Annotated in this window: 21 protein-coding genes, 1 tRNA gene and 1 pseudogene; 18 read left to right on the top strand and 5 right to left on the bottom strand. The window is 68.2% G+C overall.

Annotation, left to right across the window (positions count from 1 at the left end; genetic code table 11):
• Positions 1-2 precede the first annotated feature (2 nt).
• The 3 genes from bioB to LC068_RS08885 are packed head-to-tail and all read left to right on the top strand — an operon-like array spanning position 3 to position 2,032.
• Positions 3-1,001, top strand: coding sequence for a biotin synthase BioB (gene bioB, locus LC068_RS08875; RefSeq protein ID WP_226636426.1), 999 nt, complete (start codon positions 3-5; stop codon positions 999-1,001).
• Complete coding sequence (locus LC068_RS08880) at positions 998-1,639, top strand: hypothetical protein (RefSeq protein ID WP_226636427.1); 642 nt, start codon at positions 998-1,000, stop codon at positions 1,637-1,639. The genes bioB and LC068_RS08880 overlap by 4 nt, the downstream gene beginning before the upstream one ends.
• A 57-nt stretch (positions 1,640-1,696) precedes the next feature.
• Entirely contained in the window at positions 1,697-2,032 is a 336-nt protein-coding gene (locus LC068_RS08885; protein WP_209119747.1) for a Tat pathway signal protein, read from the top strand.
• A 6-nt stretch (positions 2,033-2,038) separates the two neighbouring features.
• Here the strand turns inward: LC068_RS08885 and LC068_RS08890 are convergent, their stop codons facing one another.
• Complete coding sequence (locus LC068_RS08890) at positions 2,039-3,013, bottom strand: ABC transporter ATP-binding protein (protein WP_226636428.1); 975 nt, start codon at positions 3,011-3,013, stop codon at positions 2,039-2,041.
• Positions 3,014-3,107: 94 nt separating this feature from the next.
• Here LC068_RS08890 and LC068_RS08895 point away from each other — a divergent pair, with 94 nt between their 5' ends.
• The 4 genes from LC068_RS08895 to polA all read left to right on the top strand — a co-directional run bounded on the left by LC068_RS08895 (position 3,108) and on the right by polA (position 7,455).
• Positions 3,108-3,356, top strand: coding sequence for a zinc-finger domain-containing protein (locus LC068_RS08895; protein WP_226636429.1), 249 nt, complete (start codon positions 3,108-3,110; stop codon positions 3,354-3,356).
• A 101-nt stretch (positions 3,357-3,457) separates the two neighbouring features.
• A complete protein-coding gene (locus LC068_RS08900) occupies positions 3,458-3,898 on the top strand; it encodes a VOC family protein (protein WP_226636432.1) in 441 nt (146 codons plus the stop codon).
• Positions 3,895-4,506 carry a DUF6655 family protein gene (locus LC068_RS08905; protein ID WP_226636434.1) on the top strand — a complete coding sequence of 204 codons (612 nt, stop codon included), beginning with the start codon at positions 3,895-3,897 and terminating at the stop codon, positions 4,504-4,506. The genes LC068_RS08900 and LC068_RS08905 overlap by 4 nt, the downstream gene beginning before the upstream one ends.
• 57 nt (positions 4,507-4,563) lie before the next feature.
• Positions 4,564-7,455, top strand: coding sequence for a DNA polymerase I (gene polA / locus LC068_RS08910; protein ID WP_226636436.1), 2,892 nt, complete (start codon positions 4,564-4,566; stop codon positions 7,453-7,455).
• A 12-nt stretch (positions 7,456-7,467) separates the two neighbouring features.
• Here polA and LC068_RS08915 read toward each other — a convergent pair whose 3' ends face one another.
• Positions 7,468-8,439, bottom strand: coding sequence for a calcium/sodium antiporter (locus LC068_RS08915; protein WP_226636438.1), 972 nt, complete (start codon positions 8,437-8,439; stop codon positions 7,468-7,470).
• A gap of 81 nt (positions 8,440-8,520) precedes the next feature.
• Between LC068_RS08915 and LC068_RS08920 the strand changes: the two are divergent.
• Together LC068_RS08920 and LC068_RS08925 are read left to right on the top strand one after the other, a co-directional pair.
• Positions 8,521-9,746: pseudogene (locus LC068_RS08920) on the top strand (NAD(P)/FAD-dependent oxidoreductase).
• Positions 9,747-10,006: 260 nt separating this feature from the next.
• Positions 10,007-10,333: a TFIIB-type zinc ribbon-containing protein gene (locus tag LC068_RS08925; RefSeq protein ID WP_226636440.1), complete on the top strand. Its 327-nt coding sequence runs from the start codon at positions 10,007-10,009 to the stop codon at positions 10,331-10,333.
• 6 nt (positions 10,334-10,339) lie between these two features.
• On the opposite strand, the gene LC068_RS08930 is transcribed toward LC068_RS08925, so the two are convergent.
• Positions 10,340-12,052 carry a hypothetical protein gene (locus LC068_RS08930; RefSeq protein WP_226636442.1) on the bottom strand — a complete coding sequence of 571 codons (1,713 nt, stop codon included), beginning with the start codon at positions 12,050-12,052 and terminating at the stop codon, positions 10,340-10,342.
• 179 nt (positions 12,053-12,231) lie between these two features.
• Here LC068_RS08930 and LC068_RS08935 point away from each other — a divergent pair, with 179 nt between their 5' ends.
• The 5 genes from LC068_RS08935 to LC068_RS08955 all read left to right on the top strand — a co-directional run bounded on the left by LC068_RS08935 (position 12,232) and on the right by LC068_RS08955 (position 15,772).
• Positions 12,232-12,936 carry a response regulator transcription factor gene (locus LC068_RS08935; protein WP_226636444.1) on the top strand — a complete coding sequence of 235 codons (705 nt, stop codon included), beginning with the start codon at positions 12,232-12,234 and terminating at the stop codon, positions 12,934-12,936.
• Positions 12,911-14,524, top strand: coding sequence for an ATP-binding protein (locus tag LC068_RS08940; RefSeq protein WP_226636446.1), 1,614 nt, complete (start codon positions 12,911-12,913; stop codon positions 14,522-14,524). Before LC068_RS08935 ends, LC068_RS08940 begins: the two co-directional genes overlap by 26 nt.
• Positions 14,521-14,970 carry an HPr kinase/phosphorylase gene (locus tag LC068_RS08945; RefSeq protein WP_226636448.1) on the top strand — a complete coding sequence of 150 codons (450 nt, stop codon included), beginning with the start codon at positions 14,521-14,523 and terminating at the stop codon, positions 14,968-14,970. Before LC068_RS08940 ends, LC068_RS08945 begins: the two co-directional genes overlap by 4 nt.
• Before the next feature lie 107 nt (positions 14,971-15,077).
• Entirely contained in the window at positions 15,078-15,482 is a 405-nt protein-coding gene (locus tag LC068_RS08950; RefSeq protein ID WP_226636450.1) for a PTS sugar transporter subunit IIA, read from the top strand.
• The gene (locus LC068_RS08955; RefSeq protein WP_226636451.1) at positions 15,479-15,772 is read left to right on the top strand and encodes an HPr family phosphocarrier protein; all 294 of its coding nucleotides are present in this window, start codon (positions 15,479-15,481) and stop codon (positions 15,770-15,772) included. The genes LC068_RS08950 and LC068_RS08955 overlap by 4 nt, the downstream gene beginning before the upstream one ends.
• On the opposite strand, the gene arsC is transcribed toward LC068_RS08955, so the two are convergent.
• The gene (gene arsC, locus LC068_RS08960) at positions 15,769-16,116 is read right to left on the bottom strand and encodes an arsenate reductase (glutaredoxin) (RefSeq protein ID WP_226636452.1); all 348 of its coding nucleotides are present in this window, start codon (positions 16,114-16,116) and stop codon (positions 15,769-15,771) included. The two genes, LC068_RS08955 and arsC, sit on opposite strands and share 4 nt — an antisense overlap.
• A 37-nt stretch (positions 16,117-16,153) precedes the next feature.
• Positions 16,154-16,229 (bottom strand) — tRNA-Ala (locus tag LC068_RS08965).
• 151 nt (positions 16,230-16,380) lie between these two features.
• Between LC068_RS08965 and LC068_RS08970 the strand changes: the two genes are divergently transcribed.
• The 4 genes from LC068_RS08970 (at position 16,381) to LC068_RS08985 (ending at position 19,584) form a co-directional block, all read left to right on the top strand.
• Positions 16,381-16,704, top strand: a complete 324-nt coding sequence (locus tag LC068_RS08970; protein ID WP_226636453.1) for a YggT family protein — start codon at positions 16,381-16,383, stop codon at positions 16,702-16,704.
• A gap of 95 nt (positions 16,705-16,799) precedes the next feature.
• Positions 16,800-17,678 carry a 3-hydroxybutyryl-CoA dehydrogenase gene (locus tag LC068_RS08975; RefSeq protein ID WP_226636454.1) on the top strand — a complete coding sequence of 293 codons (879 nt, stop codon included), beginning with the start codon at positions 16,800-16,802 and terminating at the stop codon, positions 17,676-17,678.
• Positions 17,675-18,244, top strand: coding sequence for a phthalate transporter (locus LC068_RS08980; protein WP_226636455.1), 570 nt, complete (start codon positions 17,675-17,677; stop codon positions 18,242-18,244). The genes LC068_RS08975 and LC068_RS08980 overlap by 4 nt, the downstream gene beginning before the upstream one ends.
• Positions 18,245-18,336: 92 nt before the next feature.
• On the top strand, positions 18,337-19,584 hold the full coding sequence (locus LC068_RS08985; protein ID WP_226636457.1) for a DUF418 domain-containing protein: 1,248 nt from the start codon (positions 18,337-18,339) through the stop codon (positions 19,582-19,584).
• Positions 19,585-19,607 lie beyond the last annotated feature (23 nt).

Genomic DNA, 19,607 nt, shown 5'->3' on the forward strand with positions numbered 1-19,607 from the left:
CCATGACCCGTGACCTCGCCATCCCCCGCCACGACTGGACCCTTGAAGAGGTCGAGGCCCTGTTCGAACAGCCCTTCATGGAGCTGGTGTTCCGGGCCGCCGAGGTGCACCGCCGGACCTTTGACCCGTCGGAAATCCAGCTGAGCCGACTGCTGTCGATCAAGACCGGCGGCTGCGCCGAGAACTGCGGCTACTGCTCGCAGTCGGCCAGTTTCGACACGGGCCTCAAGGCCGAAAAGCTGATGGACACCCAGGCCGTGCTGGCCGAGGCCATGGCGGCCAAGGCCGGCGGCGCCGACCGGTTCTGTATGGGCGCAGCCTGGCGCGAGTTGAAGGACCGCGACACGCCGAAACTGGCGGCGATGATCTCGGGCGTGAAGGCGCTGGGGCTCGAGACCTGCGCGACACTGGGCATGCTGACCGCCGATCAGGCTCGCCAGCTCAAGGACGCGGGCCTCGACTATTACAACCACAACCTTGACACGGGCCCGGACTACTATGCCGACGTCGTGACCACCCGGACCTGGCAGGACCGGCTGGAGACGCTGAAGCATGTGCGGGATGCGGGGATGAGCACCTGCTGCGGCGGCATCGTCGGCATGGGAGAGGCGCGGCGCGACCGCGCGGGCCTGCTGCATGCCCTGGCCACCCTGCCCGCCCATCCGGACAGCCTGCCGGTCAATGCCCTGGTGCCCGTGACCGGCACGCCGCTGGGCGACCGGGTGAAGCGCGAGGGTGAGATCGACCCGATCGAATTCGTCCGCACGGTCGCCGTGGCCCGCCTCGTCTGCCCCCGCGCCATGGTGCGCCTGTCCGCCGGACGCGAGACCATGAGCCCCGAGATGCAGGCCCTGTGCTTCCTGGCCGGAGCCAACTCCATCTTCGTCGGCGACCGCCTGCTGACCACCGCCAACCCGGACGCCGACGCCGACACCCGGCTGTTCAATCAGCTGGACCTGCGGCCGATGACACCGGAACGGGCCGGCGCGCCCCTCCAATGACTCCGGCCCGGGGGGCTCTGGCGCTCGTCTGTCTGGCGCTCGCAGCCTGCTCCGGACCTGCGGGCGACGATCCGATAGCGACCGGGACGACCCTGCTGGAGGTTCGTCCGGCGACGGTGGCCGCCCCGGCAGGCGATCGCTCGGTGATCTACGGCGGCGAGGATGATCCCCGCCTGACGTTCAGTGCGGGCTTCATGAAGCGCGTTGACCTCGGCAGGATCCAGCCGGTGTCCACCCTGTCGTGGGCCCCGGATTCGCGCAGCTTTTACGTCAATGACTCCGGCAATGCCGCCTGGAGCGAGCTGCGGCTATGGCGCGTCGGAGGACGGCAGGTGGCGCAGGAATCCGCGACGGTTCGCGAGGCGGCCGTCGCCGACCTGGCCAGACGAAACACCTGCAGTTCGCCAGCGCCTGATGAGTATTCGACCCGGGCCCTCGGCTGGGGCGACCGTGGCAAGACCGCCTATGTGCTCACGGGCGTGCGCCGCGTGGTGAACTGTTCGCCGGACATTCGCCAGGAAGAGCGGATCAGCGTGATCGAGGTCGAGACGGGCCAGGTCATTCAGTCGGCGGCCGTCGACGACGCGGTCCGCGAATGGCCGGCGCTCTCGGCAGTCTTGCGCAGACCGGCCCCGTAACCGGCCCTTAAGCCCGGTGTGTCAGGACTGGCCCGACGACAGTTTCGGGAGACAGCCATGTCGGGCGGCGGTGGCGGCGGTGGAACCCGCCAGACCTATATCCAGATCGGCACCTCGACAGCCAACTACACCCGCTCGGGCGGGCGTCGGGGCGTGCTGACGGTCGAGACCGGGCTGGATGTGGCCGATGCGGCCCTGCACACGCGTGCCGGACAGTCCGCGCCTCGCCTGCGCGCCGCCTACAACAGCGTGATCACGCGGGTGGCCGGCAGTCTGAGAGGCGATGCGCCGCCGGACGTCGAGCGGCTGGCGCGCGAGCTGCAGGCCGCGACCGACCAGACACTGGGCCAGTCCGGCGCACGGTTCCTGCTGGGCACAGTAATGGCCTACTGAGGCCCCTCAGTCCTTCGTGGGATCACCCTGGGCTTCGTCGCCGTAGGTCAGGGCCAGGAAGACGTCCTCCAGATCCGGGTCTTCCGTCGAGATGTCGGCGATCGTCACCCCGGCCGCACGGACCGCCGCCAGCACCTGTTCCACCGATGAGCGCCCCTTGCGGTAGGTGACGGCAAAGCCGCCGCCTGACCGGGCGGTCACATCGAAGCCGTCGAGCACCGGGGGCGTCTCCAGCGGCGTCTCGGGCGTCACCACCACATTGCGCGTATCCAGCCGACGTAGCAGCTGGGGGGTGGGCTCGCACGCCACGACCTGGCCCCGGTTGACGATGGCGATGGAGTCGCACAGCTCCTGCGCTTCCTCCAGATAGTGAGTGGTCAGCAGGATGGTCACACCCTCGGCGTTCAGCCGCCGCACATAGTCCCAGAGCTGGCGGCGCAGTTCGACATCCACACCGGCGGTCGGCTCATCCAGGATCAGCACAGGCGGGGCGTGCACCAGTGCCTTGGCCACCATCAGCCGCCGCTTCATCCCCCCCGACAGGGCCCGGACATAGGCATTGGCCTTGTCCGACAGGCCCAGCGCCGCCAGTAGGGCGTCGGACCGGCGCTCGTCGGCGGGCACGCCGTAGAAGCCGGCCTGGACCTCCAGCGCCTCTCGCGGCGTGAAGAACACGTCGGCGACGATTTCCTGCGGGACGACGCCGAGGGCGGCACGGGCATCGCGGGGCTGGGTGTCGATATCGCGCCCCCAGATCGAGACCTCGCCCGAGGTCTTCTTCACCACGCCGGCCAGAATGTTGATCAGCGTCGACTTGCCCGCCCCGTTCGGGCCCAGCAGGCCAAACATGGCCCCGCGCGGAATCTCGAGATCAATGCCCTTCAGCGCCTCCTTGGGCGGGGCCTTCTTCGACCCGGCGTAGGTCTTGGTCAGACCCCGGATACGGATGGCGGAGTCGGGTAGCGAGGAATCAGAAGTCATGAGGTCCCGGGAGGCAAGATCAGGCGTTTGACGCCGATGGGCGCGCCGCATAGGTATGCCTCGCCCGCCTCCGCGCCAAGATCAGGGTTCACAAATGCCGCCGCGTCACCCGCTTCCCGCTCCCGGTTCCTCGGAACTGACCCCCGAGCAAATCGCCGTCCTCCATCACCGTGTCGCCTGTGACGGCGGTGGCGGGGCCCTTGGACATCCGCTGGTCTATATGGAGATCGGCGACGAGGGCTTTGTCGAATGCGGCTATTGCGACCGCCGCTTCGTGCTGGTGGCCGAATCGGTGACCGACGCCGAATACCGCGACCCGGCCCCCCGCCACGACGCGCACTGAGGCGACCGCCTCCGCCTTTTACGCGAATTGATTCCCCGGACGGACAGTGAGCGGCTAGACCTCGGCCCTCCTGTTCCCTCTCCCCGAACCGGCCAGACGTCATGCGCTATCTGCACACCATGGTCCGGGTGTCCGACCTGGACGCCTCGCTCCGCTTCTACTGCGACCATCTCGGCCTGACCGAGGTTGGACGCATGGACAATGAGGCGGGCCGGTTCACCCTGGTCTTCCTCGCGGCGCCAAAGGACATGGACCGCTCGGCGGCGGACCGCTCGCCCGAGCTCGAACTGACGTACAACTGGGATCCCGAACCCTATACCGGCGGCCGGAATTTCGGCCATCTGGCGTATAAGGTGGATGACATCCATGCGACCTGCCAGCGCCTGATGGACGCGGGCATCACCATCAACCGCCCGCCCCGCGACGGCCGGATGGCCTTTGTCCGCTCGCCCGACGGAATCTCGATCGAGCTGCTGCAGGAGGGCGAAGCCCTGAGCCCGTGCGAGCCCTGGACCTCCATGCCGAACGAGGGCAGCTGGTGAGGGGCGCGCTCGCGACCGGCCTGATGGCCCTGACGCTGGCGGCCTGCGCCTCGACCACCGAGACCAATCCGGGCCGGACGGCGACCGAACAGCTGCTGGTGGCGCGCGCCACCGACGCGGCGGTCGAAAGCCTGCGCCTGCCGGTGCCGCCCGGGACGCGGGTGTTTGTCGACGACACCTATTTCCGCGCCGAGAGCGCCCCCTATGCCGTCAGTGCCATTCGCGGCGCGGTGGCCGAGGGCGGCTATCGCCTCGCCCGCACCCGGGACGAGGCCGACGTCATTCTGGAAATCCGGGCTGGAGCCCTGTCGCTGGAGCAGATGCGTCGCGTATTCGGCATCCCGGCCGTGCGCCTGCCGATCAACGACAGCTTCAATGTCGTCTCCCTGCCCGAGCTGTCGGTCTACAGCCGGCGCGACCGGGTAGGCGTCGCCGAGTTCTCGGGCTTCGTCTACGATTCCAAGACCGGCGAGGCGCTGGGCGCCATCGTGCCGATGACGGGCCAGTTCCGCATTCGCAGCCACCAGATGCTGATGATCTTCGCCTGGGGGCAACAGCGGTTGGATCCGGGCGATCGCGAGCCGGGCGACAGCTGGTTCGAGTTCTGACGAGCGGCGCCGTGCTTGGCGGCTGACGGACGGCCCCGGCCGCTCTATGGTCGCCGCATGAGCGAGCCCTCCCTCCCCGAATCTGACGCCTCCGCATCCGGCGGCGACCTGCGCCTGTGGCTGATCGATGCCTCGGCCTACATCTTCAGGGCCTATCACGCCCTGCCGCCGCTGACCCGCAAGTCGGACGGCCTGCCCGTCGGGGCGGTGCAGGGATACTGCAACATGCTGTGGAAGCTGTTGCGCGAGATGAAGGGCGAGGGCGGACCGACCCATCTGGCCGCCATCTTCGACCATTCGGAGAAGACCTTCCGCAATGATCTGTATGCGGACTATAAGGCCCACCGCCCCCCGGCGCCCGAGGATCTGGTGCCGCAGTTCGCCCTGGTGCGCGAGGCCACGGCGGCCTTTGGGGTGCACTGTGTCGAACTGCCGGGCTACGAGGCGGACGACCTGATCGCCACCTATGCCTGCAAGGCGAGGGATGCGGGGGGCGAGACGATCATCGTGTCGTCGGACAAGGACCTCATGCAGCTGATCGGCGGCGGGGTCGTGATGTGGGATCCGATGAAGGACCGGGTCATGGCCGAGGACGCGGTCATGGAGAAGTTCGGGGTCACCCCGGACAAGATGATCGACCTGCAGGCCTTGGTCGGGGACAGCGTCGACAATGTGCCGGGCGCGCCGGGCATCGGCCCCAAGACGGCCGCCCAGCTGCTGGATGAGTACGGCGACCTCGACACCCTGCTGGCGCGTGCCGGCGAGATCAAACAACCCAAGCGGCGCGAGACCCTGCAGACCCACGCCGAACAGATCCTGCTGTCCCGACAGCTGGTGCGGCTGACGTGTGATGCGCCGGCGCCCGAGCCGATCGCCGACTTTGCCGTGCGAGATCCCGATCCGGAGACGCTCTCGGCCTTCCTGGAAAAGATGGAGTTCCGCTCGCTGGCGCGACGGGTCGGCGACGGCAAGGCCACGCCGCTCGAGCCCGCACCCAACGGCCGGCCCAGGGCGCTGAACGCCCCGGTGGCCGCGCCCCGCCATGCGCCGCGTCCGGCGGTCGCCGAGGTGGCTCAGACCTTCGACACCACCGCCTATGCGTGCGTCCGGACCGTGGACGACCTCAAGGCCTGGATCGCGCGGGCGACCGAAGCGGGCGTGGTCGGCTTCGACACCGAGACCGACGCCCTGTCGTCCAGCCATGCGGGCCTTTGCGGCGTATCGCTGGCCGTTGCCCCGGGCGAGGCCTGCTACGTCCCCCTGACGCACGAAGCCGAGCCGAAGGCGCAGTCGGGCGGGCTGGATTTCGACGGCGACGCGGCCCCGGAAGCCATCGACCAGATTTCGCCGGACGAGGCCCTGCCTCTGCTTAAGGCCCTGCTGGAAGACCCGGCGGTGCTCAAGGTCGGCCAGAACATCAAATACGACCTGGCCGTCATGGCCCGTCACGGCATCGCGGTCGGGCCCATCGATGACACCATGCTGATCTCCTATGTGCTTGAGGGCGGGGTGCACGGACACGGCATGGACGAGCTGTCGCGCCTGCATCTCGGTCATGAGCCCATCCCCTTCAAATCAGTGTGCGGCACCGGCAAGTCGCAGAAGAGCTTCCGCCACGTGGCGCTTGAGCCCGCCACCGCCTATGCGGCCGAGGATGCGGATGTGACCCTGCGGCTGTGGCACATCCTGAAGCCGCGCCTGGCCGAGGCGCGGCTGGTGACCGTCTATGAGACGCTGGAGCGGGGCATGCCCGCCGTGCTGGCCGACATGGAACTGGCCGGCATCCGCGTCGATCCAGATCGCCTCAAGCGGCTTTCGTCCGAGTTCGGACTGAAGATGGCCGAGCTCGAGGCCCGCGCCCACGAGGTGGCCGGACGCCCGTTCAACATCGCCAGCCCGCGCCAGATCGGCGAGATCCTGTTCGGCGAGATGAACCTGCCCGGCGGCAAGAAGACGGCCTCGGGCCAGTGGGGCACCGATGCCGCCCAGCTGGAGGCGCTGGCCGAGAGCCACGACCTGCCGCGCGTCATCCTTGACTGGCGCCAGCTGGCCAAGCTGAAGGGCACCTATACCGACGCCCTGACCGAAGCCGCCGACCCGGCCACCAACCGGGTGCACACCGCCTATCAACTGGCGGCAGCTTCGACCGGGCGACTGGCCAGCTCCGACCCCAATCTTCAGAACATTCCGATCCGCACCGAGACCGGGCGACAGATCCGGCAAGCCTTCATCGCCTCACCGGGACAGGTGCTGATCAGCGCCGACTACAGCCAGATCGAACTCCGCCTGCTGGCGCATATCGGCGACATCCCCGAGCTGAAGTCTGCCTTCCGCGCTGGCCTCGACATTCACGCCGCCACGGCGTCCGAAATGTTCGGCGTGCCGGTCGAGGGCATGTCGTCCGAGACCCGGCGGCGCGCCAAGGCCATCAATTTCGGCATCATCTACGGCATTTCCGCCTTTGGCCTGGCGGCCCAGCTGGGCATCGATAACGGCGAGGCCGCGACCTACATCAAGACCTATTTCGAGCGCTTCCCGGGCATCCGGACCTATATGGACCGCACCCGGGCCGAGGTGAAACAGGCGGGCTTCGTGTCGACGCTGTTCGGCCGCAAGGTGCACATTCCGGCCATCCATTCCAAATCCGGCGCCGAGCGCCAGTTCGGCGAGCGGGCGGCCATCAATGCCCCGATCCAGGGCACCGCCGCCGACATCATCCGCCGCGCCATGATCCGCATGCCGGGGGCGCTGAAGGCCGAAGGGCTCGAGACGCGCATGCTGTTGCAGGTGCACGACGAACTGGTGTTCGAGGCCCCCGAGGCCGAGGCCGAGCGGGCCATCACCGTCATCCGTCAGGTCATGGAGAGCGCGGCCGAGCCCGCCGTCGCGCTAAGCGTGCCGCTGGTCGTCGACGCCCGGGCGGCGAACAACTGGGACGACGCCCACTAGCCCAAAAACCAACTAACCGAGCGGCAGCAGGTCCCGCGCCAGCCAGGTGACATACACCCCGTAGGCCACCAGCAGGGCCAGGCCCTCAAGGCGCACGATGCGCATGCCCGTGCGCACGAACAGGATCACGAGAGCGGTGGCTGCGACCATGACCCAGATGTCCAGCCGGATGATCTCGGGCGGCACCCGTATGGGCGAGACCACGGCGGTGACGCCCAGAATGCCCAGCACATTGTAGATGTTGGAGCCGACGACATTGCCCAGCGCCACATCCGCGTGCCGCCGGAAGGCCGCGACCACCGAAGTGACCAGTTCGGGCAGCGACGTCCCCACCGCCACCACGGTCAGACCGATCACCGTGTCCGATACGCCGATGTCGCGCGCGACGATCACCGCATTGTCGACCAGCAGGCGGGCCCCGCCGATGGTCAGGGCGATCCCGACCACAGCCAGACCCAGCCCTGACCAGAAGCCACCCCGCGCGTCGGGTACATCCTCGGTCATATGTTCGAACTTGCGGGCCTCGCGGTCGCGGTGACGACGCTCACCCCACCAGGCCCAGACCATATAGGCCAGCAGCAGCACCAGCATGGCGGCGCCCCAGCGGGCATCGATCGTCCCGACCAGAACCGCGCCCACGCAGACCGCCGTGGAGAGGATGAGCATCCAGCCATCTCGGCGGAAGGCGCCCCGGTCCACAGCGATGGGGGCGATCAGGGCGGTCGCGCCCAGGATCAGCAGCACATTGGCGATATTCGAGCCGACCACATTGCCCATGGCCAGACCGGGTGAGCCCTGGAGCACAGCCGTCAGGCTGGTGACCAATTCCGGGGCGGACGTCCCCATACTGACCAGTGTCAGGCCGATCAGCAGGGGCGACACCCCCAGACTGCGGGCCGCGGTGGTAGCCCCACGGACCAGGGTGTCGCCGCCGAGGATCAGCAGCACCAGGCCGGCCACCAGCAAGCCGTAGGTCATGGTCATGGGCAACACCCCCCTGCTAGAACCCGCCTCTCACAAAGCGATGCGCCACACAACGGCGGTCGCCGGAAAAGGGTTTCCCGCGTGTCTTCTACGGATGTCGATGTCCTGATCGTCGGAGCCGGCGCTGCCGGCATGATGACGGCCATCGAGGCCGGGCGTCGCGGCCGGAGCGTGCGCATCATCGACCATGCCCGGGCGCCGGGCGAGAAGATCCGCATCTCGGGTGGCGGGCGCTGCAACTTCACCAATCTGGGCTGTGGGCCGCATGCCTTTCTGGGCCGCAATCCGCGCTTTGCCACCTCGGCCCTGAAGCGCTTCACCCAGCAGGACTTCATCAAGCGGGTGGATCAGGCGGGCATCGCCTGGCACGAAAAGACCCTCGGCCAGCTGTTCTGCGACGACAGCGCCAAACAGATCATCCGTATGCTGACGGACCAGATGCGGGCCGCCGGGGTCACGCTGTCTCTGGGACTTGCGGTGGATCGAGTGACGCGCGAGGCCGACGGCTTTGCCCTGTCCCTGTCGGACGGGACCACCCAGCGCGGTCGCTCTCTGGTGCTGGCGACCGGCGGCAAGTCCATCCCGAAGATGGGGGCGACGGACTGGGCGCTGGACACGGCCCGTGCTTTCGACCTTGCGGTGACCGACACCCGCCCGGCACTGGTGCCCCTGGCCTTCGAGCCCGGCTTTCTTTCGCGATGGGAGGGTCTGGCCGGCGTGTCGGTCGAGGCCGAGGTCGCCCATACCTTGCCCAAGGGCACCCCCCGGACGGGCCGCCCCACCGGCACCACCCGGTTTCGCGAAGGCCTGCTGTTCACCCATCGGGCCTCAGCGGCCCCTCTATCCTGCAGATCAGTTCGTACTGGCGCGAGGGCGAGGCCATCCGCCTCAACCTTGTGCCGGACGTGGCCACCTTCGACTGGCTGAAGGCTCAGAAACAGGCCGAGGGCCGGCGGCAGATCACCACCGTCCTGTCGCGGATCGTGCCCCAGAGGCTGGCCGAGCGCATTGCCGCCCGCCACGGCCTGTCGGGCAATATGGCCGACCTGCCCGACAAGGCACTGGCCCGGCTGGCAGAGCAACTGAACCAGTGGACCGTCACCCCGGTCGGCAGCGAAGGCTATCGCACCGCCGAGGTCATGCTGGGCGGCGTCGATACCGCCGAACTGGATCAGGCCGCGATGGAGGCCCGACGTGTCCCGGGCCTGTTCATCATCGGCGAGGCGGTCGACATAACCGGCTGGCTGGGCGGCTATAATTTCCAGTGGGCCTGGAGTTCGGGCTGGGCGGCCGGACAGGTCGCCTGAGGCGAGGATCGCCGCCGGGCCTGTGACGTCCTGTCACCTTGTTCCGTCGCGTCAAGCTGGAGAGATTGGCGATGCGGGACGGGCCCCTCTGGCACGTTCCGGGGCCCCCCTCGTCCTCCGCCCCGGGATGTGTGATGTCGGACCGCATCGGGTGCGCCCGGTGTCGGTCCTGATCCCGTTCAGACCTCACCGGCACCGGGTGCATTTTCTTCCTGATCACTGCCTGCCGCAGAGCAGGCGGTCCCGTGCCCGGAGAGACCATGCCGCTGCTGATGTGCCCCAACGACAATTCCGCCATGCAGACGGTGGAGCGCTCTGGCGTCCAGTTCGACATGTGCCCCGCGTGCCGGGGTGTCTGGCTGGATCGGGGCGAGCTGGAAAAACTGATGGCCTCGGCCGCCGACGAAGGGCGCGCGACGGCCCCGGCCGCCCCTGCCCCGGCGTGGTCTGCCGCTCCGGGACGGGTGACGCATCGCGACGAGGGCTCCCGCGATGACAGGCGACCGGATGACCGGCGCTATGATGACCGGGGCCGCCCGCGCAAGAAGAAGCGCGACAGCATTTTCGAAATCTTCGACTTCGACTGAGCCGGCTCAGGCGGCGAGGCCGGCGGTCCGCATCAGTTCGCGAATGGGCTCCAGTTGCGCCGGCGTGGACCCCAGCTCGGCCCGGACCTTGGGGTGGCGCAGCAGCTTCAGCGCCTCGGCCCGCGCCCGGTCGGTCACCGGCCCCTGAGGCCCGGTTTCCCCCGCCGCCAGACGCAGCAGGACTTGCAGCTTTTGCGGGACGGGCACGGGGGCACGCACCATCTGGTCGATCAGGCGGGCCGCCCGCTCGACCGAGGCCCCGACCTTGCCCAGCGCTTCGCAAATCTGGCTCTCGTCCGTGTCGGACAGATCGACCTTGCGCGCGGCCCGCTGGAGCCCGGCGAGGGTGGCCAGCACCTGACCCGGGGGCGTATCGACATTGCGCATCTCGGTCTCAAACCGCAGGGAGCTGAGACAGGCGTGCAGCCAGCGCGCCGCCGACCGCTTGTTGGCCGCACCGGTGACGTTTTCGCACAGGCGCATCAGGTGCTCGGCCTCGCACAGCACTGTGCTGCACGGCTTGACGAAGGCGGCGACGAAATCGGCCGTGATCAGGCTCTTGGAGCGTTCGGTGAAGGCCTCCTGCACCTCCTCCAGCGTCAGCAGGCGTCCGGCGGTCGCCGTCAGCGACACCGCGAGCGCCCGCAGGATATCGATCTCGCCTTCCGGATCGGTGGGTCGCAGACGCCGGGGTGAGCGCAGTTCGCGCAGGACCATGCGCGCCAGCGCGGCCGACAACAGCGGATATTCCGCGCCCTGCAGACGCATGCCCAGCCGCCGGGCCGGGCCTTCTATCGTCGGAATCAGCAGGCGCAGGCGGTGATCCTGGGCGATCAGGGCCTCGATCTCGGTCGGCGCCACCATTCGCACAACGGCCGCGAGGCTGGCGCCCTGATCCAGTGACGGTCCGAGAATGTCGGCCAGACTGGTCCGCTGGGCCATCATCTCGCAGAGGATCTGCTCGATCGCCACCATGACGATGGCCCGCGGCGGGCCATCCATGGGGGCGGCATCGGCCATGTCCATCAGCCGATCCAGGCGCGCCCGGGCCCCCTTCAGGTCCGTCAGCTCGCCCGAGACAATCCCGCCCATGATGAAGGCACGGTCGGCGGTGCCCGCCAGACGGTGTGCGAGGTCTGCAAGGGAGCGTCCCTCAAGCCCGGGAAACTTCTGCGCACGGCCGGCGGCCACCAGTCGCTCGATCGCAGTATCGGCCAGCTTTTGATAGTGGCGGATCAGCTCGTGAACCGGCTGTCCGACGGCCTGGCTTTCGGGAACGGAAACCTTCTGGACGGCGTGCTGGAGCTCGACGCCCGAGGCCTCGAGCACCTCGGCCAGATCCGGGCGGTGCAGCAGTTCAAAAGCCGTGATGCCGCGCCGGGTCAGCCAGTCCTCCAGCACCCGGCCGATCAGCTCACGGGCATGGGGCGTGTAGAAGTCCTGCACGCCTGAGCAGCGCGGGCCGACCTCCTCGTCCGGAATGACGCGCTTCTTGCGGACCTCGGGCGCGCCCCGGGTCAGCACGGTGACGCTGGAGAACTCCATGGTTTCGGAGTCGAGCGTCTCCTTGGTCACGCGGACCGCAACCGCGCGGTTGTCGGCCAGAGTGTCCTCGGCGGTCTCGATGGCGTGGGTACGGCTCTCTGTCGCCATCAGCAGGGCCCATGGCGCGGGGGCGGTCTTTCGGATGAAGACTTCGTAGTGAACGGGGCCGGCCATGATACACCTGAGAACGCAACTGGCCTCCGTTGTGCCCCATGAGGCCTTAAGGCGGGGTTTCGCTATGGCGACACGGGCCGACGCGCCCTAATGTCACCGCGATTGCATCCGAACGGTTACGCTTGCTGCGCGTTGGATCGTCTGGCGGCGTGCCGCGCCGAACCTCTGAGGAGTAAACCTTGGCGAATATTACCCTGGTCGACGACGACGAGAACATTGTCGCCTCCGTGTCCCTCGCGCTCGAAAGCCATGGACACAAGATCACGGCCTACCACGACGGGGCCTCGGGTCTGGAGGCCCTGCAGGCGTCTCCGCCGGACCTCGTCATCCTGGACGTGAAGATGCCGCGCATGGACGGCATGGAGGTGCTGCGGAAGCTCCGTCAGAGCTCGCAGATCCCGGTCATCATGCTGACGTCCAAGGACGAGGAAATCGACGAAATCCTCGGCTTCAACCTGGGCGCCGACGACTACATCCACAAACCCTTCAGCCAGAGGCTGCTGCTGGAGCGGGTCAAGGCCCTGCTGCGCCGCTCGGGCATTGGAGTGGGCGAAGGCGAGGCCAACGGAGACAGCGCCGCGCGCGCCATCCGCCGGGGCAAGCTGACCATGGACCCCGCCCGCCACGAGAGCACCTGGGACGGCAAGCCGGTCAAGCTGACCGTCACCGAATTCCTGCTGCTGCAGGCGCTGGCCCAGCGTCCCGGTTTCGTGAAGAGCCGCGATAACCTGATGGATGCGGCCTATGACGATCAGGTCTATGTCGACGACCGCACCATCGACAGTCACGTAAAGCGCATGCGCAAGAAATTCCGGGTCGTCGATCCGGAGTTCGACGCCATCGAGACCCTGTACGGCGTTGGCTATCGATACCGCGAAAGCTGACCCCGGCGAGGCGCGCGAGGACCGGCCCCGGCCCCGGCGGCTGGTCGGATCGCGCCTCGGCGCGCTGATCCTCGCCCTCAATCTGCTCAGCCTGCTGATCCTGTTCGTGGGGGCCCTGGCCCTCAACGAATGGCGGCGGGGCCTGATTGAGGCGCGCCAGGACGCCCTGACCGCCCAGGCCGAGCTGCTGGCCAAGGTGCTGGGCGACCGCGAGGCCACCCAGGGCGTGCCCTATCCTGCGCTCGATCCGTATGAGGCCGGACTGGTGCTGCGCGACACCTTCGTGCCCCGCAATCAGCGGGCGCGCCTGTACGATGCCGACGGCGCACTGGTGATCGACAGCTATGAGGTCTCCGACACCATCCCGGGCCGGCCGCTCGAGCCCGCCCGGCCCGCCGGCAGCCCCCCCGCCGAGGTCGACCCCGAGCAGACCCGACGGGAGTCCGCAAAGCTTGAAGAGGCCCGCATGGCCCTGGCCGGCGAGGTCGAGGCGGCCCTGACCGGCGAACCCCAGGCCCAGCTGCGGCGCTCGGAAAGCGGCGACCGGGTGGTCTCGGTCTCCATTCCCGTCCGGCACGTGGAAAAGGTGCTGGGCGTGCTGACGCTGGAAGCTGCGGACGTCGACGAGATTCTGGCAGCCCAGCGCGCGGCCCTGATGCCGTTTGCCATAGTGGCGCTGGTCGTGTCGCTGTTCTCCTCTCTGCTGCTGCACCTGTTCGTGGCGCGGCCGGTCATGCGGCTGTCGGCGGCGGCGGACAGCGTGCGTCTGGCCCAGACCCGGGCCATTTCCCTGCCCGATCTGGAGGAGCGTCGCGACGAAATCGGCGACCTCGCCCGGTCGCTGGAGACCATGACGCGCGCCCTGTCCGACCGGATGGAGGCCATCGAGCGCTTCGCCGCCGACGTCTCGCACGAGATCAAGAATCCCCTGACCTCGATCCGTTCGGCGCTCGAGACCCTGCCGCTGGTCAAGGCCGAGGCCCAGCGCGAGAAGCTGACCGCCCTGTTGCAACAGGATGTCCGCCGGCTGGACCGGCTGATCACGGACATCTCCAATGCCTCGCGGCTGGATGCCGAGCTGGCGCGCGACCGGCCCCGTACCCTGGACCTCGCGGCCCTGCTCACCGACATCGTCGACGTCTACCGGACCTCCGCCAAGCCGGGGGATGTTCCGCTTGAACTGACCCTTGAGACGACAGGGCCGACCCGCATCATCGGTCGCGACGGGCCGCTGGGTCAGGTGGTGCGCAACCTGATCGACAATGCGCGCTCCTTCAGCCCGCCCGATGGGTCGGTGCGCATCACCCTCGACCGGCCGGGCGAGGGGTCGCCCACCCTGCGCATCCGCGTCGAGGACGACGGCCCCGGCATCCCGGAAGAGAACCTCGAGACCGTCTTCCAGCGCTTTTATACCTCGCGGCCCAAGGGGACGGTATTCGGCACCAACTCCGGCCTCGGCCTGTCGATCGTGCGCCAGATCGTCGAGGCCCACGGCGGCGAGGTCCGGGCCGAGAACATCGTCGACCCGGACAGCCCCGACAGGGTGGCGGGCGCCCGCTTCACCGTCACACTGCCGACCCGCGCGTGACGGGCCCGCGCCAGATCCAGACCACAGTGGTCGCCCGCCCCTCCGCCGAGGGCTGGGTCGGCGTGGCCCTCAGCGGACCTCCGGGGATGGGCAAGTCGGCACTGGCGCTGGCCCTGATGGGACAGGGTTGGCGGCTGGTCGCCGATGACGGCGCGCTCGTCTGGACCAGCGGCGGGCGGCTGTGGGCGCGCGCGCCCGAGCCGACCCGGGGCATGATCGAGGCGCGGGGGCTGGGCATACTGTCAGTACCCTGTCTGGACCACTGCCGGCTGGCGCTGGCCGTCACCCTGACCGCCGGAGAGCCCGAGCGTCTGCCCGAGCCGACGCAAACCGTGTGGCTGAATATAGCGCTCCCGACCCTCGCGCTCAGGGCCCACAGCACCGCCGCTCCCCGCCTTGTGGCGCTCGCGCTCGCAGAGGCGCTGCGGCGACCCGTCTCACCTTGATGCTTTAACCCGGGCCCGCTTTGCCCTATCAAGCGCGGCTTGTGGCCCGGACCGGACGTCCCGGCCGGGGATGCTGTCGGGGCGGAAGCCGTCGTGGTGAAGGCTGTATGATCGGGCTTGTGATCGTAACCCATGGCGGGCTGGCGTCGGAATTCCTGGCGGCCATGGAGCATGTCGTGGGGCCGCAACGCGGCGTCGCGGCCATCTGCATCGGGCCGGACGACGACATGGAGCGCCGCCGTCGCGACATCGTCGATGCCGCAGGGGCGGTGAACGACGGGGATGGCGTCATCCTGCTGACCGACATGTTCGGCGGCACGCCCTCCAACCTCGCCATTTCCGTCATGGAAGAGACCCATGCCGAGGTCATCGCCGGTCTCAACCTGCCCATGCTGATCAAGCTGGCCAGCGTGCGGGGACGCGAGCCGATGGATGCCTGTGTGGCCCATGCCCAGGACGCCGGCCGCAAATATATCTCGGTCGCCTCGTGGGTGCTGTCGGGGGACAAATGAGCGACGCCGACACTCCGCCGACCGCCAGCACCGTCGTCGACATCTGCAATTCGCGCGGCCTGCATGCTCGCGCCTCGGCGAAATTCGTGAAACTGGCCTCGGAGTACGAGGCCGACATCCGCGTGACGCGCGACGGGGTCACGGTCAATGCCCTGTCGATCATGGGGCTGCTGACGCTGGGGGCCGGCAATGGCTGCGGCCTGACGATCGCGGCCGAGGGGCCGGATGCCGAGGCGGCGGTCGCGGCCCTGCGCGATCTGGTGGCCCGCCGCTTTGACGAGGAAAACTAGAGCAGGGCGTCGACGCGCTCGGCGGGGCGGCACAGGGCCGCACCCTTGCCGGTCACCACGATCGGCCGGTTGACCAGGATCGGGTCCTCGACCATTGCCGCCAGCAGGGCCGCATCGCTGACGTCATCGGCGGTCAGGCCACGTTCCTCAGCCGAGGTCCCGCGCACCCGCAACAGGCCCTTCAGCCCCTCGCCCGACCGCGCGGCCAGATCGGTCAGCTGGTCGGCGGTCCAGCCGGCCTTCAGATATTCGACGACCTCGGGCTCGATGCCGGCCGCCCGCACGCGCTCCAGCACGGTCCGCGAGGTTCCGCATTTCGGATTGTGGTACACGGTGACGGTCATGACGGCCCTTCTGTCAGGGTCATTCCGGATGGGCGCCTGGTGGAGCCGAGGGGAGTCGAACCCCTGACCTCGTCATTGCGAACGACGCGCTCTACCAACTGAGCTACGGCCCCGATCCATGCTCGGGCACAGGCGAGCGCGGGACATAGGCGGGCAGGGCTTGTGGTGTCAATGGCGTCGTGCGTCAGCTCGCCCTTGGACGCCGCGACCGGCTCAGGCTAGAAGCGGTCAACCCGTTCCCCGCCATTGCCGAAAAGGATCGACATGGGCACCGCCATCGCCGGATTCATCTGCTTTCTGGTCGACTCCGTCTTCATGCTTCTGTGGCTGGCGATCATCGTGTCGGCGGTCATGAGCTGGCTGTTCGCCTTCGATGTGATCAACTATCGCAACCGGTTCGTGGGTCAGCTGGCCTATTTTCTGGACAGCGTTACGGCCCCGATCCTGGCCCCGCTGCGGAGCATCATTCCGTCGCTGGGCGGGATCGACATCACGCCGATCATCGCCCTGCTGATCATTTCCGGCATCCGCAGCTACATCCTGCCGGCCAGCTGCACGGCCCTCTACCAGTTGCTGGGCGGATTCTGATGCATCGGGGCCACGCGGGGGTGCTTCCTTGCGGCGCCCCGAACGCCTAAGGTGCCCCTCCCCCGGCGCCCCGGCGCCCACGAATTTCGAAGGTCATGACCACGATCAGGACGGTCGCCATCATCGGCGCGGGACAGATGGGATCGGGCATTGCCCAGGCGGTGGCCCTCGGGGGCTATGCGGTCAGCCTGTATGACGTGGACCCCGCGCGCCTGCCGCTGGCGCACGGGGTGATCGCCGAAAGCCTGGCCCGCCGCGTCGAGCGTAACGACCTGTCGGCCGACGAGGCCCAGGCCGTTCTGGGCCGCATCACTGATGCCCCGGACCTCGAGACCGTCGGTCGCGCCGATCTCGTGATCGAGGCCGCGGTCGAGGACGAGGCCGTCAAGACCGAAATCCTGAAGTCGCTGACGCCCCATCTGGGGGCGGAGACGCTGGTCGCCTCCAACACTTCGTCCATCTCGATCACGCGGTTGGCCTCGGCGACCGACCGGCCCGGGCGCTTCATCGGCCTGCACTTTATGAAGCCGGCGCCGGCCATGCGTCTGGTGGAGATCATTCGCGGCATCGCCACCTCGGCCGACACCTATGAGGCGGCCGTCGCCTTCGCCGAATCGCTGGGCAAGACCACGACCAATGCCGAGGACTTCCCGGCCTTCATCGTGAACCGCATTCTGGTGCCGATGATCAATGAGGCGATCTACACCCTGTACGAGGGCGTGGGCGGCGTGGCCTCGATCGACAAGGCGCTCAAGCTGGGGGCGAACCACCCCATGGGCCCGCTGGAACTGGCCGACTTCATGGGGCTGGACGTCGTTCTGGCCATCATGAATGTGCTGTACGACGGGCTGGCCGACAGCAAATACCGTCCCTGCCCGCTGCTGGTGAAATATGTCGAGGCCGGCTGGCTGGGCCGCAAGTCCGGGCGCGGCTTCTACGACTATTCCGGCGAGACCCCGGTGCCGACCCGATGAAGACCCGTTTCGAACGACCCGAGGATCTGCCCGGCCAGCGCCAGGTGACCTGGCGCCCGTCCGGAGGCTGGATCGCGCTGGCGGCCGTACTCGGCATCGCCTGGCCGCCGCTGATCCTGACCTTCATAAAATGGCCGCCCCAGACCTGGATCGACGGCCTCAACACCGACTGGCGCATTCTGGTGCTGGCCGTGGGCGTGGTGGCTGTGCCGGCCTGTCTGTGGCTGCTGGCCAAGGAGCGCGAGCGCACCGGGCGCCCCGCGACGCGGCTTGGGATCGTGTGGCGCTTCATGTTCTACGGAGGGCTGCTGGCAGCGGCCCTGCAGGCCTTCAATGCCCTGGTCCTGTCGGGCATCGGCGCCTTCCGCTCGGCCGACATCGGTCAGGCCCTGGGCTATGCCGAGACGGCGCTGCTGATCTTTGGCGTGGGCGGGGTGCCGCTCGCGATCCTCGTGGGGATCAGCTACGCCCTTTGGGCGGGCCTGTGCGCCGCCTTCCTCGCCTTCATGCCGCGCAATGCGCCGGTCCGGAACCGGCTGGGTGTCATGGGATCCGACGCCTCCTGACACCGGGAGACAAGGTTACAGGGAATTTAGTTTCCTGAACGCCTTCCGGCTGCGACGGTCCGCCCGGCAAATTTCATGTCGGGGGCGACATCATGACCACTGCAGACCTGCACAGCGGGCCAGGGCTGGACGCGCTTCGGCCCGTCGCACCCAAGGACCGCATCTTCAACCTCGACATGCTGCGGGGCTGGGCCATCCTCGGCATTCTGGCGGTCAATGCGATCGCCTTTGCCTGGCCGGCCGCCCTGACCATGGCCGAGGCGCCGCCCCCCCTCAATGCGAGCCATGCCGACACGATCGGCGTCTGGGTCATTGACGTCTTCTTTGCCGACAAGATGCGGACGCTGTTCACCCTTCTGTTCGGGGTCTCCGTCTTTCTGGTGGGCGGCGAGCGCAGCGATCTGGACCGGGGGGCCCTGCTCCGGCGCCGTCTGGGCTGGCTTGCCCTGATCGGTGCCCTGCACGGGGCGCTGCTGTGGTTCGGCGATATCCTGCTGCTTTATGCCGTCTCCGGCTTCATCTTCCTGATGTTCCGCTCGTGGTCGGCCCGTCGACTGCTCTGGGTCGGCGGAGGCGTAACCCTGCTCTGGGCCCTTCTCGCCATCGGTATGTACTGGGGCATGGCCAATCTGCCCCCCGAGTTCGCGAGCAAGATGGCGGAGGGAATGCCGACCGCGAACCCCGACCGGATCCAGGCAGCCGTCGATACCTACCGCTCCGGCTGGCCGGCCGGATGGATCGCCAACTTCATGGTCTGGATCAGTTTCCTGTTCCCGATGGCGATCATGACCGTTGTGACGGTCCCCCTGATGATGCTCGGCCTTGGCCTCTACAAGTCGGGCTACCTGACCGGCCAGTCGCCGATGTGGGTCTATCTGACTGTTCTGGTGGTCGGGGGCGCCAACCTGGCGCTGTCGGCGATCTGGGGCTGGCAGGCCGCCATGGCGCCGGACGGGGTCGACCCGACCGGCGGGTGGGCCCACGCCTCGACCGGCGCCGCGCCGCTGGTCACTCTCTTCTATGTCACCGCCCTCATCCTGCTGACGAAGTTCGGGCTGAAGGCCGTGACCGCCGTGTTCGTGCCGGTCGGTCGCATGGCCTTTACCAACTATCTGACCCAGACCCTGATCATGGTGACCCTCTACTATGCGCCGTGGGGGCCGTTGTGGTTCGGCACGCACACCACCTCGCAGATGTGGATGGTGGTCGGGGTGATCTGGGTGGCCCAGCTGCTGTGGTCGCCGCTGTGGCTGTCCATGTTCCGCATGGGACCGCTGGAGTGGGTCTGGCGCTGCCTGACCTACGGCCGGATGGTGCGCCTGTCGAAGGGCGGAGACTGACCGGCGGCCGCATTGCGGGACGG

The organism is Brevundimonas poindexterae (assembly GCF_020524625.1).
In the GTDB taxonomy this organism is placed as follows: domain Bacteria; phylum Pseudomonadota; class Alphaproteobacteria; order Caulobacterales; family Caulobacteraceae; genus Brevundimonas; species Brevundimonas poindexterae_A.

What these genes read in the sequence shown, in the direction of transcription:
- LC068_RS08890 (WP_226636428.1), bottom strand. Translation starts at nt 3,013, where the DNA reads ATGACTTCTGATTCCTCGCTACCCGACTCCGCCATCCGTATCCGGGGT.
- LC068_RS08950 (WP_226636450.1), top strand. Translation starts at nt 15,078, where the DNA reads ATGATCGGGCTTGTGATCGTAACCCATGGCGGGCTGGCGTCGGAATTC.
- bioB (WP_226636426.1), top strand. Translation starts at nt 3, where the DNA reads ATGACCCGTGACCTCGCCATCCCCCGCCACGACTGGACCCTTGAAGAG.
- polA (WP_226636436.1), top strand. Translation starts at nt 4,564, where the DNA reads ATGAGCGAGCCCTCCCTCCCCGAATCTGACGCCTCCGCATCCGGCGGC.
- LC068_RS08915 (WP_226636438.1), bottom strand. Translation starts at nt 8,439, where the DNA reads ATGACCATGACCTACGGCTTGCTGGTGGCCGGCCTGGTGCTGCTGATC.
- arsC (WP_226636452.1), bottom strand. Translation starts at nt 16,116, where the DNA reads ATGACCGTCACCGTGTACCACAATCCGAAATGCGGAACCTCGCGGACC.
- LC068_RS08955 (WP_226636451.1), top strand. Translation starts at nt 15,479, where the DNA reads ATGAGCGACGCCGACACTCCGCCGACCGCCAGCACCGTCGTCGACATC.
- LC068_RS08985 (WP_226636457.1), top strand. Translation starts at nt 18,337, where the DNA reads ATGACCACTGCAGACCTGCACAGCGGGCCAGGGCTGGACGCGCTTCGG.
- LC068_RS08900 (WP_226636432.1), top strand. Translation starts at nt 3,458, where the DNA reads ATGCGCTATCTGCACACCATGGTCCGGGTGTCCGACCTGGACGCCTCG.
- LC068_RS08975 (WP_226636454.1), top strand. Translation starts at nt 16,800, where the DNA reads ATGACCACGATCAGGACGGTCGCCATCATCGGCGCGGGACAGATGGGA.
- LC068_RS08925 (WP_226636440.1), top strand. Translation starts at nt 10,007, where the DNA reads ATGCCGCTGCTGATGTGCCCCAACGACAATTCCGCCATGCAGACGGTG.
- LC068_RS08885 (WP_209119747.1), top strand. Translation starts at nt 1,697, where the DNA reads ATGTCGGGCGGCGGTGGCGGCGGTGGAACCCGCCAGACCTATATCCAG.
- LC068_RS08930 (WP_226636442.1), bottom strand. Translation starts at nt 12,052, where the DNA reads ATGGCCGGCCCCGTTCACTACGAAGTCTTCATCCGAAAGACCGCCCCC.
- LC068_RS08970 (WP_226636453.1), top strand. Translation starts at nt 16,381, where the DNA reads ATGGGCACCGCCATCGCCGGATTCATCTGCTTTCTGGTCGACTCCGTC.
- LC068_RS08880 (WP_226636427.1), top strand. Translation starts at nt 998, where the DNA reads ATGACTCCGGCCCGGGGGGCTCTGGCGCTCGTCTGTCTGGCGCTCGCA.
- LC068_RS08895 (WP_226636429.1), top strand. Translation starts at nt 3,108, where the DNA reads ATGCCGCCGCGTCACCCGCTTCCCGCTCCCGGTTCCTCGGAACTGACC.
- LC068_RS08980 (WP_226636455.1), top strand. Translation starts at nt 17,675, where the DNA reads ATGAAGACCCGTTTCGAACGACCCGAGGATCTGCCCGGCCAGCGCCAG.